The following is a 16,528-nucleotide window of genomic DNA, read 5'->3' as shown; positions in this document are numbered from 1 at the left end:
TTATCCTTTCTGCTGTTGCAAAACAACTGTACTTACTTGGAGCTAAAATCGTTACGACAGCAATCTGTCACCGCTATGACACTCTTTAGTTATCAGATACTTAAAAATTACATTCTGACTTCTGATATAGCCAAGTTAGACAACAACAATGCGTGACACACAATAAAAGTTACTTATTTTTCGCTTTGCGACTACTTTACTGCCCTAATAATGGCAAGTGTTTAACGTTATGGTAAGTAAACGCCAAAGTGACACATTGGTTAATCATTGAAGGGAGTGGTTTTGAAGTAGATAGAATGATAGCGCGATTACCTTGGAATTGAAGCGATTCTCCGTAAAGCTCTTTAAAGGTGTCAACAAGCTTCGATTGGCAGTTGAAGTACAAATAGTATTGAGTAGGAGTGTTAAGTTTCCAATCTATGCGTATTGGGCTCCCTCCCTCAACTGAATAACTCGGCTCTCCCCATTTCAACGATTCCTTTACTTCACCAAGCTCAAGCTCTTTAGCTACTTGATAGATCAACGTCCTGAGTTCGAGCATCCGTGAACGCACTTCATTCGGATATTGGTTGAATTTTTCTTCGACAGATTTGTCCATGAAAACCCCGTTATAAGCCACCAGCTAAATCGAGAAAGTTACCCGTTGAATAGGAGGATTTATCCGATGCAAGCCAATATATCGCTTCTGCCACTTCTTCCGGCTGACCACCTCTACCAAGCGGTAGAACCGATTTGAGCCTGTCAACTCTCCCTGGCTCCCCACCATCACTGTGCATATCCGTATATATCAGCCCTGGACGAACGCAGTTCACTCGAATACCTTCTGAAGCCACTTCCAACGATAACCCTTTAGTGAGGGTATCAATTGCACCTTTAGACGCGGCATAATCAATATACTCATTTGGTGAGCCTGAACGCGCTGCTCCAGACGACACATTTACAATGCAACCGCCGCTACCACCATTGCGCGTCGACATTCGTTTGACCGCTTCTCTTGCACATAGAAAATAACCAGTGACATTCGTTGTTAGTATGGTGTTGATTCTGTCTGCGGACATATCCTCTAAGCGAGTCTGCGGTTTTAAAATACCCGCGTTATTTACCAACACCGATAGTGTTCCTAATTCACGATCAACGGTCGAGAATAAGCGCAGAACTTCATTTTCATCAGATACATCGGCCTGAACAGTGATGCATCGCCCTCCTTGCGCTTGTATACTTTCAGCCAAAACCGAAGCAGAACCTACGTCAGACCTATAGTTAATACATACCGCATAACCTTTCTTTGCAAAAAGTGTGGCGGTAGCTGCTCCTATACCTCGGCCCGCACCAGTAATCAATACTGCTTTATTCTTATCCATACGACTAAATCCCGACTTCATGCATCTTGGAGTCCATTACCTTAACACATTAAAGAAATAGTACTTGGGCATACCACCAAACACAGCAACACAAATGAGTCGTAGCAGTGTTAACCAGCCTGCGATACGAAGTACAATCACCGATAGTTATTGCCGATTACCCGAAGTGCGTCGAAGTTTCTTTCTGATACCGTTACGCATATTTCCCGATTATTTGAAGTAGATCTTCTACTTTATGGGCAACATAATCAGGCTTGGCTAGCCATCCATCTGGCTCTGAACGACTGTAAGCTGCGGCAACTGAGATGACCTTAGAACCTGTCCCTAGTTCTTTCTGCAAGTTACGAGCGAACTGCGTATCTGCTTCATGATCGCCGATATACATCAGCAATTGTTCATTTTTGCTTCCCAAAATGGACTCTACACATTTGATGCCGCCATAAGGATTTGGTTTTTGGCTTCCATCAGGAACATCGTCATAACCGACAACCGACTTAAATGGCAAATTGATCCCGTGATTTTTCAGCACACGACGAATGTTGTTTTGAGAGTTCTGAGAGCAGATGCCGTGGGGAATATTAGAGAATTGCTCGATAACACCTTGAATGCCATTAAACAGAGAAACTTCCGTTTGGTTTTTCTCCTGATGCTCAGCCCACATTCCTCCAGCGACAAGCATTTCTTCGTGTGTTAATCCATAGTAGTCAACATATAGCTCTTGCCAATTCTTAGCACCATGGTTCGCTTCATGGTACAAGTCTTCACTAAGCAAGTATTTCGGTAAATTCTCGTTTGATAGGTGTGGTGCGACTATCGATAAAATCGTTTTGGTAATATCAATATTCTTTGGCACAGAGTTAACCAACGTGCCATCATAATCCCAGAGTATTGCGTCTAACTTCATTATATTCAAATCACCTAATTTTTTTAATTTTATCAGAAGATTAGTTGGTTTCAGCGCTCTACTTTAATGGTTTATATATTGATGACTGTGAGGTATCGCAGAAAAGGACAGATTGATACGCAGTGTTACCCATACCTTCCTCGTAAACGCTTCAAATACACTAATGTTCTTCTGTCATAAAGCCAAGATATTCCGGGGCGACTACTCCCTTACGAAACCATTCCGTTTTTTCCGAACAAAAAATCTGAGCATTGGGAGACAAAGAGAGTGCAGTATCCAAACAGCCCACAGGAACAACCAAATCCTTCCCGTTCTGCGATTCATGAGGTAAACCCGAGCCGCAGCGTGAACAAAATACCTTAGTGAATGCACCGCTCGGATGGTCAAATCGAACAGTCAGTTCTTCACCTTTAGTCCAAACTATGTTGTTTTTATGGGTAATCGCATTTGAAGCGTGCGAAGAACCCGTTACCCTGCGGCATTGCTCACAATGACAAAAGTAAAAGTTCTCAAAGTTGTCTTGAACTTCAAATCTCACTGAGCCACACAAACAGCCACCAGCTACTGTCTTTGTCATAACATCTCCTTATGTTAGCTTTTCCAATTCCATTAAACAGCGTGAGCTAACCACTTGCATGGTTCTATATTCAATTCAGTGAATCTAGCGGTAAATGAAGATTGCAAAGGGCTACAAGCATAAACACCAAACCTCACTGGAGTTTGGGCAGGTAAAGGTGGATTTGATTTCCCCATGTCAGCCGTCGTCTCACCCAATTGATGAAGATGGAAAATCCGCATTTGCTTAAAGGTTTGCCCATCAGATGACGACTCAATCAGAAAGTCAGGACCACGACGACTTAGGCGATACCAAATCTCGTTTGGCAATGGAATATCGGACGTTGCCCAATCCGAATAACCTAGGTTTGTCACAACACTGCCTAGCCTTGAATACTCTTCATTCTCATACTCAATCGAAGCTTTAAACCAGTTTTCGCTGTCTAGATAAATGATTAAACCGCATTGATCGAACTGAGCTTGGTAGTCAAATTGTACTTTCGTAGTGAAAGTGAAATTCTCAGTTGTCTCAAGTTGTAGTGCTGGAGCGTTATCATTTCTGAAGCCATAGTAAGACCGCTGCCAAAAGTCCGTCTCGGGATCTGTGGTTATTGATACAGACCCTTTAGTTACCTCACTGTTCCTCGGTTTGTATAACCATTTCGCTGTCGTAAAATCTATCATTGTTAAGTTCTACTGCTTTCTTGTTGTAGGCCCTATCATACCAATAAGTATCAGTGTTTCTGAGCGCTACGTATAATACTGAAAACATAATTGGGGTCTTTAATTAAATCTAACTTGGGTACACCTTTGGGTGTGCCTGATAGAGTCATTCCACGTTGCGTCGCACTTTGCGAGCCCAGTAAGATGGTTCCTAATCCATCAGAACGCTCCGACAAACTGACCTCAGGAAGCGCTTGGATGTTCAATGAGGTGATATTCCTCTGCACAAAGCCATCAACTATGATGATTCTCTCATTGGTAATTCCATAAAATGTCTTCTTCCTTTGAGAGGAGTCCCAGAAAAAACGACCTAGTACAAAGTTCAAACCAATAACGACAAACACCCCACCAAACAGTAAAAAGAAAATCGACGCTCCCGAGTTAAACGCAGTAAATTCCCAAAAAATCGCAAAACCACACCAAAGTAAACTAAACGGAACCAGAAACAGGTCGGTACGTCGGAATACGATTCCCTGCTTTGGCTGCCCTGACCAAATCAACTTCTCTCTTGGCTCAAGTGCTTGTTGAATAATGTGCATACTTCTTCCTTGGGTGTTAGTAAAACCGCCAGTTCTCTTTTCCTAGTATTGTTCTTAGCAGTGCTTTCCGTTGTAGCCTTATCGTCCATCAGTTAGAGCGTCACTTTCAAGTAACAATTATTTATATAGCAGCGTTTAATTAGGTTAAGATTTATTTCCACCTTCTTAGAATCTGACAGGCACAAGATGCAAGTATCAGAATGATTTCAAATAGAAGAGTAGCAATCCTTTGGTAGGGCTGGGAGAGTTAGTGCTTGAGATTGCAATCCAATCGAAGATATCAGCATGTACAGTTTCTTTAAGAAACCTTGGTGCTCACTTTTGTAAATAGCCTCGGCTTCCTCTGCCGATACTACTGTGATAATTAACGATTGTTCGACAAAACCTTGTTTGATTAACTGAGTAGACTCTTCTTTGAACGTTGCTGACTCTATACAAAGGTAAGTGTAACTATCACCTTTGTTATAAAACTCAAAATCCATTTTTCCCTCAATTTAGTTCTTAAGTAATTCAGGCCAATTTAAATCAGCTTTTTGTACATTCCCGCTAATATCCTTTTGCCAGTTTTTTTGAACTGACTTGCTATAGTTCAAATACAACTTATTCTCGAAAATATACCAAGCATTAGGATCGATGCTAGCCGTGTAGCCTTGACTTACAGCCCACGCGCAGTATCCGCCGTATTGAGGCGCATAAGCTGTTGGGTTAGAAACAAACTGCTGCCGGTTTTCCTGTGTCGAAAAGTACCATTTAGCGCCATTCCACTCATAAGTAATATCACTATCACCTTTTAGTGGTTTACCTACCGTAAAGTAAGCAACTGGGTCATAACCTTTTATCGCTTTGCCAAAAAAATCACTATAGGTGGGTTCCAGTGCATAAACATAAGTCCACGAACTTAACCACATCAGTATTATCGAAAACAATCTTGCTGAGTATTTCATAACGCACCCTCCTCTATCACCATAGATAAAGAACTGAGAAAGCAGCGAAAGATTTCATTCACGCGATAGTTTAAAAGTACTAATCCGTTAAACTCAGCCTAGGGAAGTAAAGTAACAAATACCTGCAACCATTAAGAGGTCCCTAAAAACAAAAGGACTTGGCTTGGTTAAATCTTTCGGTACCCCTTTTTCAATAAGATGCAATTGAATGAACTCAAACTTCGACATGTCGGCCTCTACTTGTTGCTTAGAACATTATGATGCCTATTTGGTGAGGATTACGCTAACCGCTCGTATACTTCGACACACTTCAAATTCATCGGACTAAACCACATCCCATTATGAGTTGCACTAAATGAAGAAATGGGCCTAATAAATAACCTGCCATCAACTAGGCATACTCTGCAACATAATCGCAAAAGAGCAACCTATTGCAACAGTCCAAGATAAAGAACGTAACGTGGCTTTGTTGAGCAAGTAAAGAATGTTGTAAATAACACGAAATACGATGTGCACTACCGCTAAAAACTGTACGGTCTCATTAATGGTTCCCGTTGCAATGGCCAGCAGTATCGCGATAGCAAATACAATCAAAGATTCGAAAGCATTTTGGTGTGCCGCTAAAGCACGCTCGCCAAACCCTTTGAGTTTTGCTTGCTGTTTTCTGGGATTTTTATTGTCGTAACCTCCAGCTCTATGCATTGCGACTGCAAGAGGCATTTTTGCTAGATAAGGCAGTAGTGCCGCAATAACTAAACAAAGTACTAATGTCGTCAAGTTCTAATCCTTGTAAAGGTTGTCCTACAGCCCTTTGTGGGACCTATCATGTACATTTATTCAACATAAAGTCCCAATCTTCTTCTGATATCCAAGACTGGAACACCCTCTTTCTATGATAACCAGTCTGGGTTAGAGAAGTAACTCTAATATAGGGTTTACCCAATAGCGACTTTTGATACCTTAATGCCGCTGGTATATCGTAAAGGTAGACATCTTCATTATCAGCAGTCAGGTGACTTTCATTGTTTCTGATCGTGATTAAAACCTGAAACACCGCACCAAATAAGACACTTGCATATGCCATAGCACTTTGTTTATTTGAGAATACAAAGTGAACAACTAATACAGCCGTAACCCCTCCCACTAACGAAGACAGGCCCATCTTCCACGCTCGATGTAACCCAACAAATTCGATTGTACGTTTCATAGAACTTTCCTCCTGGTTGTTATGTTCTATGAACCACCCACTGATAGACAGATTGCTTGCTACTATTGCGACTGGAATCACTGCGGCATATTCAGGTAGAGTGTTGGTAATCTACTTTAGTGACTGTGGAGTTCACATTAACAGTACTAGAACAGGTCCACTTTATCGGCTTATCCATTACAACGATGTCACCACCTTTTGGCACCAAGCAGGAACGTTACCATTAAACCAGTTGATGTATTTCTGAGCCTCGTGGTTTCGACGACAAATCAAAAGATTAGTCACCTCAATCACTATCCAAGCTTTCGCTATTACTAAATGCTTTTCCAGCATTTCTGCGGAAATAGAAGGATTGTAGATTAAATATTTATCTATGACTGCACGATAGTCTGAGCGCGTACCCAACCCTTTAACTAGTGGCGCAAGATCGATAGCAGGGCTACCGAAACCAAATCGCTCCCAATCGAAGAGAACAAGCTCACCATTATCCCTTCTCCCCCAATTGCCATCATTAGTGTCGCCAGATACTAATCCACGATGCTCAAATAGTTCTGAAGACAAAGTCTGGATAGTTAAGAGTGCATCTTGTGTTTCACTAGGAAGTGACAAAGCTCGAAAAGCAAACTCTGTGTCCTGTAACGACCAAGCATGCTGTTTTACCTCAAATGCAGGAATATATAAGGATTGATGAATGTGCGACAACTGCTCAAAAGTACCACTAGATTGCTGTAGTTCCTCTAAAGTTACTTTATTTGGTACTAGCTCAATGAATAAATCGTCGCCATCTACGTTAATTAGTTGTGGCGTCTGCACATTTTTAAGTTTCGGTGCAGCATATTGATAGAAGCCAACTTCCACGGAGGACGCATTCCGTTTATTGATGTAGGTCCTTCCCTCGTCTTCACAAAGGATAACTTGGGCGTTTCCCATCTTCGATAAATCTTGCGACTTCATTACTTAGTCTTAATATCGAGCGGCGTATAATTAGTCTTGAACGTAAACGCGTAGGGACTATCACCATTCGCTCTTAGATACGCTAATCGTTCCAAAGCTTCTTCTGTTGATGGAATGTGGTGGTCTTCAATCCACCATAACACGTAGGTATCCTCAGCAAGTCGGTGAAACCATTCACCTTTGCGGCGCATAAAATCTCTATGGTGTGTTCTAAACATAAAGTTTTTAAGCGAATCTACCGACTCCCAAACAGACATATTTACTATCATGTTGGGGTCATCGAAGAGTTGTATACTGGTCGCATCACCGCTGTCATCTTTTAAGCGCCAAATAAAGCCTTCACTTTCTTCTGCAATGCCATTGACCAAGTCTAAGTTATCAACGAACTCCTTAATCTCAGGAGCATCGAGCGGATATTTTGCTAATGCGATATTTAGTTGTGCCAGTTTCATAAATTCCTTTCCTTGGAATGCATACGGTTGATAGCTAACATCATTCTTTTTCCCATTGATGTTCAAACATCATTTAAAGACGACTTCAGAAAAATGTGGGTTATCTACCAATACCTCTAACTTATTGATTTCATCTAATATAACAAGAACATCTGTTTCCTTAGCACTTAGCTTCAGACATTCATTGTTGCTCTCGTCTCGCGCTGTATCCAATGCAATACCTTCTAGTGGCTGACCCACTTTCATCGTTAATTTAACCGGATAACGATACATACACGCTATTTCAATATAATCGTAGTCACTGCAACTTATCATTCGTTAACCTCAGAACTGCTAACCCACCAAATTACCCTAGTTATATATTGCTAGAAGGCGCTTTTTATAGCTGCTTCTCCATTCGAAGCAGGTCCCAAACCACCCCATCATAGGATCTTGTCCCTGTTTCACGAGACGTGACGTTAAAGCCTAACGCTTCATAACAACGCCTCGCTGTTCGATTGTGCGCAAAAACTGCGAGTGACAACTGCGTCGCAAAGTATCGCGTTCGAGATAATTCGATTAACTGCGTTAGCATGATTTTAGAGATCCCCTGGCCCCGAAAGTTGCTCGACACAAATACACGACAAATACGGAAATTTGACTCAGTGACTTTGAACAATTCAACGTAGCCAACACGCAGGCTACCGGATACAAGAATAAAAGGAAGGACTTCGGGTTTAGCGCAGTGGCTGGTGAGTTGATGGTGGTCTAATGGAAAGGCGAAATTTGGCCCTCCCCATTGATAATTCAGTTTTTCTGAGTCAATCCATTGGATGAGCGTATCGTAATCTGCTTTGTCGAATACTCTGAGTTTCATGGTTCTCTCACTAATTGGCTCTCGCATTAAGTACATAGACTAAAGCACTTTTTCATAGCATTGCTCTCGTTGCATTGCGCCCCATAACTCACGTTCTATTTCCTCAACCTTACTGAATCCATATTTGATATATAGCGATTTTGAGACAGCAAGTCCGGCTACCGTCCATAACACTACCTTGGAGTAGCCTCTGTCAAGACAGAAGTCCAGCGCTTGTTCCATAAGCGCTTTGCCCACTCCTTTCCCTCTTGCAACTGGGTCAATAGAAAACCACCTGAGCTGTGCTTCGACCTCAGAAAGCTCGCAAATACAAATTGTCCCGACAAGCTTGTTATTAAGCCTGACAAGCCAAATCCTCTCTCGATCATTGTTTCGCTTAGCAAATTGCGCCAGTGGTTCGGCAACATAAGCTTCAAATGTCACGTCATATCCATATTCACTCGAGTACAATAGCCCGTGCTGTTTTATAATCTGCCCAATATCACCAGGCCTTAAAGTATTTGATATTTCCATTATTCTCCATTCCATAAGAAGAAGTCGACAAACGCGACAAGGCGGTATAAACCACACGGTCCCAAGCAGTACTATGAACTAAGCTTCAGGAATACGCCCTCTTCCCTTAATTGAGCACGTAAGTCTAGCAACTGAATATTAGCCGATATTACTGATAGCAGATTTCCAAAGGCTAGTCCGAGCATAAGACCAGCGGCGTACCCAGCCCAAACCTCCAAGTTCGGCTGATAAAACATATTAACGGCCTGACAAAAGAAAATCAGACTGATTAAATAATGACGAAGTTCCCCGCAGCTCACTTTATAAGTATTAGTCGCATAGTCGTAGCAGATTTTGACTTGTGAACTTAAGCCGCCCAACTTGATGTACATTCTAGTTTTGCCACTTTCATAAGAAATATCATTTAACTCAAGCACTTTCTCGATACGTTCTAGCATATTTTTATTCCCTTTGAGCTTATTCAGAATCTATCAAGACTATTACTCTGCGGGAGCACATTCAGAACAAGAAGGCTATTTCACGAGATACTTCAAAAACAGAGTTGGTTTCATTGTGATTTGTGACGAGCAGAGATTCACCTCAACAGTATGACGTTGGTATTTCTTCTCTCGCCACAACAAATCAGCAAACTTGAAGGAAAACCACCAAGCACTACACATTACCGCTATTACTTGACAGCTTTACTGTGCATAGAAAAACTCTATTTGTCTAAAACGACATCAAACCCCCCATAAATAATGCGCTTGCCATCGAATGGCATTGGATTGTTTTCTGGGCTCATCCTCGGGTCTTCTATTATTTTTTCCCAAGCAGAATCTCGTACACCCTTAGAAGGCCAAACGACCCATGAGAATACAACTGTTTCGTTGCCCTCTGCTTGAACCGCCATAGGGAATGAAGTAATTTCTCCATCAGGCACCTCACTTCCCCAAGCTTCTACAACCTTTATTGCGCCGAAATCTTTGAACATCTCTGCTGCAATTTCTGCGTGCGCAATGTACTTTTCTTTATTCACTGTTGGTACGGCAGCTACAAATCCATCGACATATGACATAAGCGAACTCCTTTGTATGGAGTAATAATCGTAGTACAAGGACTGCGTTGTACATAGCTGCCTGCCGTTATAATGAGCTTTAGCAGATGCTGACACTGCAAGTGTTCGGACTTATAGACTGCTTGAGTCGTTTGAGGGAACTATAGCTTCCTAAGAGGCTGTAATAACTGTGTTACAAAGAATAAGAGCACCACTACTCCTGTAGCTTCCCACCACATCAAATACTCGATTCGCGTGCACATACTAATCAAATAAAGAGTGACAAAGTACATTAGGTAATAGAAACGATGATATACACCTAGAAGAGATCGACAGTTATCACAATATATAGGAATCTTAGGATAAGCTTTAAGTTTGCTAGCACATGTTAATGACTCATCACAATTGGGGCATTTAAACATCGAATATTCTCATGCAGTTGAATAGAGATTCAACCTAACCAATGTAAATACACTCAACCAATCGTCTAGTTAAATTCTTCGGCCAGGTTCAGATTAATGAGTAGATTTAGCTGTATTCTCTTTAAAGGCTAGCAAACAACAGTATTCAAAATATGCAACGCAATATCAGCTCACTATCTGTCCGCTGGGTGGTTGACCCCGTCATTTGTCACCACATCACCCAGATCAAACGGGTTAACTCCTTGCAAACATCCGACGTTGTATCCGTATTCAGTCGGGTCGGAACGTCTTTGGTGATGAGTGTAAATGCCACAGTTCGAGCAAAAATAGTGTTTTGCCGTATGCGTATTGAACTGATATAGCTTTAAGTGTTCCTGCCCTTTCAAGATACGAATACCGTCTAGTTTCACTGATGCAACGATCGCTCCACGACGACGGCACATTGAACAATCGCAACGTCGAGGCTTATCTATTCCATTTGGTAGGTGCAACTCAAGCTCAACAGAACCACAATGACATGTAGCTAGATGGTAAGTTTTAATCAGGGTGTCACCGACTAACTTGGTCATTCGTTTATCTCCAGTTTGATAAAGCGGTTTTAGGCGACAAGTAATAGCACGCTAAAAACGAGGTGAAGTGGAACCTAACAAGCTGTCACGCGCCTTACTTTAAATCCATGTTAAATTCTCATTACTCCAGACCTGTTAATTCTTGTGGGGTAAATTGGTAATTGTGGCTATTCCATTTTGAAGCAATACCAATGTCATAGCCGTAGACAAGGGCTAATTGAATTATGTCTTTGCTTAGTGATTCTGGATAAGTCTTAATTATTACCTGCGCTAATTGCTTTGCAGTTTTGGAATCATCAACATTATCCTTATAAAGAAACGCTTGAGCATTCACATACGTAGTTGTTCTAGTACCTGAATCAGATGAGGTAACCGTACTTGAGCCTGTTGTTACCTCTGCATATCTAACCGATTCATTGCTGTTTATTGCTTCCTGAGTTACTAGCAGACCTTTAAAAGGTTCTGATTCAAATAAACTAGAAGTATATGCTGGCACAAGCGCTGCAACGATGAATAAAACAGCCACTACCCCTAAGTGAGGTTTCCAAAGTGAAGGGAGTTCTTGACGATTGGCCTTTGCATTTACGACGTAAGTACCTACCACAAGGTCATGTAATGATTGTCGAGTTACACGATTAAAAACGTATAAGTAAGAAATCGAAAGTAAGCCACCAAGAGTAATCAAAGATAAGGGGTACATTAAATATGAAAGAGATAATTCGTTTGGAATCTGTGCTCCATTCAGTGAAAATGGAATCGCTAGGAAGCTATACCTTGCAAAGGATTTAGGCAGACTAATTGTTGAATTGGATGAGTCTACAACTCTGATGTTTAGTGCTTTTTTACCAATTGTTTGACCATTTGATACAGAGCTATTCATAACTCCAAAATATGTAATTGAAACGGCAAAACCAATTAACCTACCCCACCCGCCAAGTTGGGCGAAGGTGTCTTCAAGAAACAAACCTATAACAGACCCAAAAACACCTAGTATTAGAGAGTCGATAACCAAGGCCCCGATTCTTCTCCAAAAGCCGCAAATCCATTTCTCTTGCACTTCTTCCAAAATTCAATCCCTAATACAACGTTTGAAAACAATCCAATACATTGTTATGTGTGTTTAATTCCCAAGCTGAGCAAGTATTATTTATTGTTTTCCTTACCCTGAAAATACTCTTCGTACTTTCTGGCAACCCACTGATGAATGTGAAATCCAGTTTTGCGAACCAGGTACCAATCTACAGCAGCTAAAATAACCAAACCAATTATCGTTCCCATAGAAAATTCTCCATAAACATCATGTGTAATTTCATAAAATAGTTAACAACACTGTGAACCTAAACAAGCTATTAGTGTTAGTTCTGGTTTTCCCTAACTTTACATAATACTGAAGCATCACGTTCGACTGAGTGGCTGCCAATAGGCGGAACTTGAACCCAAACTGAAGAGCGTTACGAACCTGCCTGAGTTCATTATTCGCAGACTACCTACAACGCGAGCTTAAACCCTTCATGTGTCGCTTTGAATCCAAGTTTTTCATAGAACCTGATTGCGTCAGGGCGCTGCTTGTCACTTGTTAGCTGAACGATTGTACAACCTTTGTTTTTTGCCAGTTCGATAGCATGTGCGAACATTTGCTCACCGAAGCCTTGTCCACGATAGTCGCTATGGATTCGGACTCCTTCGATAAGACAACGCCAACTACCAATATGCGTCAGGTATGGAATAAAGGTAATTTGAAGCATTCCAACTAGAGAGTTTTCCTGTTCAACAACAAGCAATTGGTTGTTTGGATCTCGTACAATAGCTGCGAACGCTTCAAGATAAGCGCTGTTCAACGGAATAGAGGAATCTTCTCTTTGACTACCAAGGAGGTCGTTTGAAAGCAAAGCAACAAGACTTTCTAAGTCTTCAAGAGTAGCTGAACGATATTTTAATCCCATTGAGGGTTCCTTTTTACTTTTGACTACTAACATCCTGTTAAAAGTAACAGTTTACCGCCTCCACACTCAAGCAAAGTCAACGTCTTCTTTAAACTCAACCAAAATCGGCGCCCTTTACGCGTCTACTTGAGTAGTTTTTCAGGTGCCCTTTCGCGATACCTTTATTTCAAATACGTCACATGGCGTACCTTGATGATATTTAAGCTGCCACAACTCTCCGACTAGAACCCAAATGGAACTGCGCTTGGTGAAGTTGCTAACTTGACCACCGTCATCGATTAAAGCAGATTCATACGTCAGTAATTGAACTGTTGGCTCTAATGCGACACATTCATAATTCTGAGAGTGTACCTGCACATTTGATGGTTTCTCCGTTTCCATCATTCGAACAATTGATTTGAAGTCGTAGCTATTACCTGATCTACCAACTTCTCTAAAGCCTGGATGGATAAGTCGCTCAATTTCTACTTTGTCTTGTCGGACTTCGAATTGGTGCAACGCAATTTCTTGTTCGATTAGTACTTCCATTAATTCTCCGAAATCGATAAGGCAACAAACGCCGCAATAAGGTTGAGCAACGCTTGCCATACTTGAGCCAAGCGTTGCTAATCACTAAATGCTTTGTTATGAGCCTGTTTTAATTGGTTTCGGCTTTGCCCAACATTTGGTCGATAACAGGTGTCATTTTTTCTTTCACACTATCAAACTTAGACATATCTAGACCACCTTTACCGTCGAGGTGATACTCACCATAAGCGATCTTCTTGTGATTTTTGTATAAACGAAGCTCTGCATGAGATAGGTAAGGAACGAAGTCCCATGACCTTAAAGCTGTGTAGGTAAGCTTGTAGTTGCAAGATTCAGGTACAAAATCAACGAACTCTGTCGTAATGCCGTGATATTGGAAGCGATCTTCGACTACTCCAACAAAATCATCAACTATGACTTTCGGGTTATTCTGAATACAGACATGCTCCAAACTATAGTCATTGGATACAGGCTCAACTGTAATTGATGTACAGCCGGAAACAATAAGAATTGAGCTTACAGCTAACAAACTTGACGCTTTCATATAGACAACCATTTGCATTATTTTAGTTGTAGCTGATTATACAAGCGGAAACATATTCGTCATTGAAATATGTTAAGTTTTTGATCTGACACGTAACGCCCAGTTAAGAGGTTGATAACTTTCAACCTCTTAACCAAACCTTGCCACCGTAATCACTACAGCTATTAAAACTGACAAACGTTGGCAATCCTGCTTAAACGGTTTGTTATGTGTGTGCTATTTTGTCGCACTATTTAATTGCAGTAAGTCCCATTTGTTACCATAAAGATCTTGGAACACAACTACTGTACCGTACTCTTCAGTTCTTGGCTCTTCGTTAAAAACGACCCCATTTTCTTTCATTAGGTCGTAGTCTCGCCAGAAATCATTAGTTTGAAGAAACAAGAAAACACGGCCACCAGATTGATTGCCAATAGCTTGAGATTGTTCTTCGGTGCTTGCTTGAGCCAAAAGCAAATTTGTACCATTCGAGTTTGGGGGAGATACTTGAACCCAACGTTTATCACCACCTAAATCAGTGTCTTCGACCAATGTGAATTGAAGCTTTTGAGTATAAAACTCGATAGCATCGTCATAGTTTTCAACGACTAAAGCCACATTTCCGATTTGCTGTTGAACTGGTTTAGACATACATACTCCCAACTACTTTAATGTTTTGATTTTCCGTTATTATTTAGCTTTCGGAAAAGCACATAACGCCTTACTAAGTGGTGCTTATAGCTAACTCCACCAAGCGCAGATAACTTCATACCAAAACTGTCGAACGATATGCATCCAACTTAGTATCTTGTTATAACTCGGTTTCATCGACATACTCTATTTGCTTACTCACTGAAATGACAATAATAAAGGCTAAAGACATAGTTATTAATACCCGAAGAAACATGGATGGTAAGAGTGATTGAGTAGAAATTACCAATGGTCCAGAAAAGCCACCAATAACAGCCCCAACGTAAACTCGCCTCCGACTCCATTTAATCAATGCACTACAGTCTATACATCTATACTTCGTCCAGTGAGAACCCCAAATAAACCAGCTAAGAGAAACGTTTCTTTTGCAATTAGGACATCGTCTTGCTTTCATAACAGCCTCGTAAAACTAACCAAAGCCAATATGCAACCATTGGATTAATGCAACTTCAAACCTGCTTACAAAGTTTGCGAGGAACTTCTGAGACTTATAACGCCGCATTAAGGTGTGAGCAGCGCTTGGCTATACTTGAGCGAAGCGAAAGCGCCAAGCGTTGCGAATCACTCTTAAATGCTTTGTTATATGCCTTTTCTCAACGAATTCAATTTGTCCAAGTACATTTTATATAGGTCTTGCTCTACTAGATAAAAGTAGATTTGAAGGCCTGTTTTTAGATATGGTTCTAGCGTATTAATCGCTATTTCTGTAGCTTCTTCATATGGATAGCCATATTTACCACATGAAATGGCAGGAAAAGCGATCGACTTACACTTAAGCTCTAGTGCTATCTTAATACAATTAGTATATGCACTACGTAAGAGTTCCTCTGGGTTACTGTAATCTCGATAGATGGGACCAACAGTGTGGATTATAAACTTGCAATCAAGGTGACCAGATCGAGTTACTTTCGCTTCACCTACAGGACAACGAACACCGTCAAATTGCTCTATCTCTAAACACTCTTTGAGTACACTTGGTCCTGCCGCTTTGTGAATAGCCCCGTCGACACCGCTACCTCCGGCGAGAGAAGACTTAGCAGCATTCACAATTATATCTGTTTTAGCCGATGTTATATCACCTAAAACTACTTTAAATTCATCCATTCCTATCTACTAATCCACACCAAAGTCTTTTGACAACGCTTTCATTAATTTATCATTTGCTTGATCAAGTTTCGACTCTACAAAGTTACCGTCAAAATACTCATTAAACTCATCTCTCCAAGAGTCCAACTCTTGAAACTTTATAGCTTCTGCAACGATTCCTGCATTTGCCTTGTGTCCTCGATTAGTAACAAAACATGTATCCATAAACTCTTTATAAGCAAGCTGCATTTCGTTTGACCAGAAAGGCCTTGTTGAGTGCATCTTTTGATCAACTTTTCTTTTGCTATCGATAACATCTTCTGGTGTTAGTATTTTCCACTTACCCACACGTTTGATGTAGCAATAAATATCATTTAATGGTTCTTGTATCTCAGCATAAATCTCTGCTCGCTTTTGTACTATAGCCTGATTAGCTTGTAAGCGACTTTTCAATTTCTCTAATGAGCTGTTAAACCAAAGGCCTGACAATAAAATCACTATTATTGGAGAGAGCACTGAGAGTACAGGAGCTATCTCATCCCAACTTGTTAAATCCATAATTATCTCACTTACTTAATTTCTAACGTGGGGTACTCGGGCATATAACGCCCTGCTAAAGGGTGAGCAACGCAATACCGATGTTGCCGCATACCAGCTTAATCACTTAAACCAACGCATTGTGAAAATACCACGCGTTGCGAATCC

At 41.0% G+C, this 16,528-nt stretch carries 26 protein-coding genes; all 26 read right to left on the bottom strand.

Features of this window, described 5'->3' with window-relative positions:
• Window positions 1-196: 196 nt before the first annotated feature.
• The 26 genes from HOP38_RS07415 to HOP38_RS07295 all read right to left on the bottom strand — a co-directional run bounded on the left by HOP38_RS07415 (window position 197) and on the right by HOP38_RS07295 (window position 16,381).
• The gene (locus tag HOP38_RS07415; protein ID WP_124941116.1) at window positions 197-598 is read right to left on the bottom strand and encodes a DUF1801 domain-containing protein; all 402 of its coding nucleotides are present in this window, start codon (window positions 596-598) and stop codon (window positions 197-199) included.
• A 10-nt stretch (window positions 599-608) separates the two neighbouring features.
• The gene (locus tag HOP38_RS07410) at window positions 609-1,361 is read right to left on the bottom strand and encodes an SDR family oxidoreductase (protein WP_006072358.1); all 753 of its coding nucleotides are present in this window, start codon (window positions 1,359-1,361) and stop codon (window positions 609-611) included.
• Between the two features lie 193 nt (window positions 1,362-1,554).
• Window positions 1,555-2,265, bottom strand: a complete 711-nt coding sequence (locus tag HOP38_RS07405) for an HAD family hydrolase (protein ID WP_124941114.1) — start codon at window positions 2,263-2,265, stop codon at window positions 1,555-1,557.
• A 160-nt stretch (window positions 2,266-2,425) separates the two neighbouring features.
• Entirely contained in the window at window positions 2,426-2,842 is a 417-nt protein-coding gene (locus tag HOP38_RS07400) for a GFA family protein (protein ID WP_062460236.1), read from the bottom strand.
• A 32-nt stretch (window positions 2,843-2,874) separates the two neighbouring features.
• Window positions 2,875-3,504: a DUF1349 domain-containing protein gene (locus HOP38_RS07395; RefSeq protein WP_198557771.1), complete on the bottom strand. Its 630-nt coding sequence runs from the start codon at window positions 3,502-3,504 to the stop codon at window positions 2,875-2,877.
• 50 nt (window positions 3,505-3,554) lie between these two features.
• Window positions 3,555-4,082, bottom strand: a complete 528-nt coding sequence (locus HOP38_RS07390; protein ID WP_124941112.1) for a PH domain-containing protein — start codon at window positions 4,080-4,082, stop codon at window positions 3,555-3,557.
• Between the two features lie 206 nt (window positions 4,083-4,288).
• On the bottom strand, window positions 4,289-4,564 hold the full coding sequence (locus HOP38_RS07385; protein WP_198557770.1) for a hypothetical protein: 276 nt from the start codon (window positions 4,562-4,564) through the stop codon (window positions 4,289-4,291).
• 12 nt (window positions 4,565-4,576) lie between these two features.
• On the bottom strand, window positions 4,577-5,026 hold the full coding sequence (locus HOP38_RS07380) for a YHS domain-containing (seleno)protein (protein WP_124941110.1): 450 nt from the start codon (window positions 5,024-5,026) through the stop codon (window positions 4,577-4,579).
• Window positions 5,027-5,413: 387 nt separating this feature from the next.
• Complete coding sequence (locus tag HOP38_RS07375) at window positions 5,414-5,803, bottom strand: MAPEG family protein (RefSeq protein ID WP_198557769.1); 390 nt, start codon at window positions 5,801-5,803, stop codon at window positions 5,414-5,416.
• 46 nt (window positions 5,804-5,849) lie between these two features.
• Window positions 5,850-6,233, bottom strand: a complete 384-nt coding sequence (locus HOP38_RS07370) for a hypothetical protein (protein ID WP_198557768.1) — start codon at window positions 6,231-6,233, stop codon at window positions 5,850-5,852.
• Between the two features lie 177 nt (window positions 6,234-6,410).
• On the bottom strand, window positions 6,411-7,187 hold the full coding sequence (locus tag HOP38_RS07365; protein ID WP_198557767.1) for a phosphotransferase family protein: 777 nt from the start codon (window positions 7,185-7,187) through the stop codon (window positions 6,411-6,413).
• Window positions 7,187-7,639 carry a DUF3291 domain-containing protein gene (locus HOP38_RS07360; RefSeq protein WP_031495862.1) on the bottom strand — a complete coding sequence of 151 codons (453 nt, stop codon included), beginning with the start codon at window positions 7,637-7,639 and terminating at the stop codon, window positions 7,187-7,189. Before HOP38_RS07360 ends, HOP38_RS07365 begins: the two co-directional genes overlap by 1 nt.
• Window positions 7,640-7,708: 69 nt before the next feature.
• Window positions 7,709-7,954 (bottom strand): Rho-binding antiterminator, encoded by a 246-nt coding sequence (locus HOP38_RS07355; RefSeq protein ID WP_198557766.1) that lies wholly within the window; start codon window positions 7,952-7,954, stop codon window positions 7,709-7,711.
• A gap of 64 nt (window positions 7,955-8,018) precedes the next feature.
• Window positions 8,019-8,495, bottom strand: a complete 477-nt coding sequence (locus HOP38_RS07350) for a GNAT family N-acetyltransferase (RefSeq protein ID WP_198557765.1) — start codon at window positions 8,493-8,495, stop codon at window positions 8,019-8,021.
• Window positions 8,496-8,534: 39 nt separating this feature from the next.
• Window positions 8,535-9,008 carry a GNAT family N-acetyltransferase gene (locus HOP38_RS07345; RefSeq protein ID WP_031495856.1) on the bottom strand — a complete coding sequence of 158 codons (474 nt, stop codon included), beginning with the start codon at window positions 9,006-9,008 and terminating at the stop codon, window positions 8,535-8,537.
• Between the two features lie 71 nt (window positions 9,009-9,079).
• Window positions 9,080-9,445: a hypothetical protein gene (locus HOP38_RS07340; RefSeq protein WP_198557764.1), complete on the bottom strand. Its 366-nt coding sequence runs from the start codon at window positions 9,443-9,445 to the stop codon at window positions 9,080-9,082.
• Between the two features lie 263 nt (window positions 9,446-9,708).
• Window positions 9,709-10,062 carry a DUF1428 domain-containing protein gene (locus HOP38_RS07335; RefSeq protein ID WP_198557763.1) on the bottom strand — a complete coding sequence of 118 codons (354 nt, stop codon included), beginning with the start codon at window positions 10,060-10,062 and terminating at the stop codon, window positions 9,709-9,711.
• Between the two features lie 574 nt (window positions 10,063-10,636).
• A complete protein-coding gene (locus HOP38_RS07330; protein ID WP_006075009.1) occupies window positions 10,637-11,032 on the bottom strand; it encodes a GFA family protein in 396 nt (131 codons plus the stop codon).
• A 121-nt stretch (window positions 11,033-11,153) separates the two neighbouring features.
• The gene (locus HOP38_RS07325) at window positions 11,154-12,098 is read right to left on the bottom strand and encodes an RDD family protein (RefSeq protein ID WP_198557762.1); all 945 of its coding nucleotides are present in this window, start codon (window positions 12,096-12,098) and stop codon (window positions 11,154-11,156) included.
• Between the two features lie 77 nt (window positions 12,099-12,175).
• The gene (locus HOP38_RS26145) at window positions 12,176-12,310 is read right to left on the bottom strand and encodes a hypothetical protein (RefSeq protein WP_006075007.1); all 135 of its coding nucleotides are present in this window, start codon (window positions 12,308-12,310) and stop codon (window positions 12,176-12,178) included.
• A 209-nt stretch (window positions 12,311-12,519) separates the two neighbouring features.
• Window positions 12,520-12,975, bottom strand: coding sequence for a GNAT family N-acetyltransferase (locus HOP38_RS07320; protein WP_198557761.1), 456 nt, complete (start codon window positions 12,973-12,975; stop codon window positions 12,520-12,522).
• Between the two features lie 138 nt (window positions 12,976-13,113).
• Window positions 13,114-13,503, bottom strand: a complete 390-nt coding sequence (locus tag HOP38_RS07315) for a nuclear transport factor 2 family protein (protein ID WP_006075005.1) — start codon at window positions 13,501-13,503, stop codon at window positions 13,114-13,116.
• 109 nt (window positions 13,504-13,612) lie between these two features.
• Window positions 13,613-14,047 (bottom strand): Sbal_3080 family lipoprotein, encoded by a 435-nt coding sequence (locus HOP38_RS07310; RefSeq protein ID WP_038223160.1) that lies wholly within the window; start codon window positions 14,045-14,047, stop codon window positions 13,613-13,615.
• A gap of 216 nt (window positions 14,048-14,263) precedes the next feature.
• Window positions 14,264-14,677 (bottom strand): VOC family protein, encoded by a 414-nt coding sequence (locus tag HOP38_RS07305; protein WP_198557760.1) that lies wholly within the window; start codon window positions 14,675-14,677, stop codon window positions 14,264-14,266.
• A gap of 639 nt (window positions 14,678-15,316) precedes the next feature.
• A complete protein-coding gene (locus HOP38_RS07300; RefSeq protein ID WP_242456516.1) occupies window positions 15,317-15,784 on the bottom strand; it encodes a macro domain-containing protein in 468 nt (155 codons plus the stop codon).
• Between the two features lie 66 nt (window positions 15,785-15,850).
• Window positions 15,851-16,381 (bottom strand): hypothetical protein, encoded by a 531-nt coding sequence (locus HOP38_RS07295; protein ID WP_198557758.1) that lies wholly within the window; start codon window positions 16,379-16,381, stop codon window positions 15,851-15,853.
• Window positions 16,382-16,528: the final 147 nt, after the last annotated feature.

The organism is Vibrio mediterranei, assembly GCF_013364395.1.
In the GTDB taxonomy this organism is placed as follows: Bacteria; Pseudomonadota; Gammaproteobacteria; order Enterobacterales; family Vibrionaceae; genus Vibrio; species Vibrio mediterranei.
Note: the sequence above shows the minus strand (reverse complement) of the source record. Positions and strands in the feature narration are given on the sequence as shown.

Excerpts from the sequence above, each read along its gene's own strand:
- HOP38_RS07415 (WP_124941116.1), bottom strand. The coding sequence starts at position 598 with ATGGACAAATCTGTCGAAGAAAAATTCAACCAATATCCGAATGAAGTG.
- HOP38_RS07410 (WP_006072358.1), bottom strand. The coding sequence starts at position 1,361 with ATGGATAAGAATAAAGCAGTATTGATTACTGGTGCGGGCCGAGGTATA.
- HOP38_RS07405 (WP_124941114.1), bottom strand. The coding sequence starts at position 2,265 with ATGAAGTTAGACGCAATACTCTGGGATTATGATGGCACGTTGGTTAAC.
- HOP38_RS07400 (WP_062460236.1), bottom strand. The coding sequence starts at position 2,842 with ATGACAAAGACAGTAGCTGGTGGCTGTTTGTGTGGCTCAGTGAGATTT.
- HOP38_RS07395 (WP_198557771.1), bottom strand. The coding sequence starts at position 3,504 with ATGATAGATTTTACGACAGCGAAATGGTTATACAAACCGAGGAACAGT.
- HOP38_RS07390 (WP_124941112.1), bottom strand. The coding sequence starts at position 4,082 with ATGCACATTATTCAACAAGCACTTGAGCCAAGAGAGAAGTTGATTTGG.
- HOP38_RS07385 (WP_198557770.1), bottom strand. The coding sequence starts at position 4,564 with ATGGATTTTGAGTTTTATAACAAAGGTGATAGTTACACTTACCTTTGT.
- HOP38_RS07380 (WP_124941110.1), bottom strand. The coding sequence starts at position 5,026 with ATGAAATACTCAGCAAGATTGTTTTCGATAATACTGATGTGGTTAAGT.
- HOP38_RS07370 (WP_198557768.1), bottom strand. The coding sequence starts at position 6,233 with ATGAAACGTACAATCGAATTTGTTGGGTTACATCGAGCGTGGAAGATG.
- HOP38_RS07365 (WP_198557767.1), bottom strand. The coding sequence starts at position 7,187 with ATGAAGTCGCAAGATTTATCGAAGATGGGAAACGCCCAAGTTATCCTT.
- HOP38_RS07360 (WP_031495862.1), bottom strand. The coding sequence starts at position 7,639 with ATGAAACTGGCACAACTAAATATCGCATTAGCAAAATATCCGCTCGAT.
- HOP38_RS07355 (WP_198557766.1), bottom strand. The coding sequence starts at position 7,954 with ATGATAAGTTGCAGTGACTACGATTATATTGAAATAGCGTGTATGTAT.
- HOP38_RS07350 (WP_198557765.1), bottom strand. The coding sequence starts at position 8,495 with ATGAAACTCAGAGTATTCGACAAAGCAGATTACGATACGCTCATCCAA.
- HOP38_RS07345 (WP_031495856.1), bottom strand. The coding sequence starts at position 9,008 with ATGGAAATATCAAATACTTTAAGGCCTGGTGATATTGGGCAGATTATA.
- HOP38_RS07340 (WP_198557764.1), bottom strand. The coding sequence starts at position 9,445 with ATGCTAGAACGTATCGAGAAAGTGCTTGAGTTAAATGATATTTCTTAT.
- HOP38_RS07335 (WP_198557763.1), bottom strand. The coding sequence starts at position 10,062 with ATGTCATATGTCGATGGATTTGTAGCTGCCGTACCAACAGTGAATAAA.
- HOP38_RS07330 (WP_006075009.1), bottom strand. The coding sequence starts at position 11,032 with ATGACCAAGTTAGTCGGTGACACCCTGATTAAAACTTACCATCTAGCT.
- HOP38_RS26145 (WP_006075007.1), bottom strand. The coding sequence starts at position 12,310 with ATGGGAACGATAATTGGTTTGGTTATTTTAGCTGCTGTAGATTGGTAC.
- HOP38_RS07320 (WP_198557761.1), bottom strand. The coding sequence starts at position 12,975 with ATGGGATTAAAATATCGTTCAGCTACTCTTGAAGACTTAGAAAGTCTT.
- HOP38_RS07315 (WP_006075005.1), bottom strand. The coding sequence starts at position 13,503 with ATGGAAGTACTAATCGAACAAGAAATTGCGTTGCACCAATTCGAAGTC.
- HOP38_RS07310 (WP_038223160.1), bottom strand. The coding sequence starts at position 14,047 with ATGAAAGCGTCAAGTTTGTTAGCTGTAAGCTCAATTCTTATTGTTTCC.
- HOP38_RS07305 (WP_198557760.1), bottom strand. The coding sequence starts at position 14,677 with ATGTCTAAACCAGTTCAACAGCAAATCGGAAATGTGGCTTTAGTCGTT.
- HOP38_RS07295 (WP_198557758.1), bottom strand. The coding sequence starts at position 16,381 with ATGGATTTAACAAGTTGGGATGAGATAGCTCCTGTACTCTCAGTGCTC.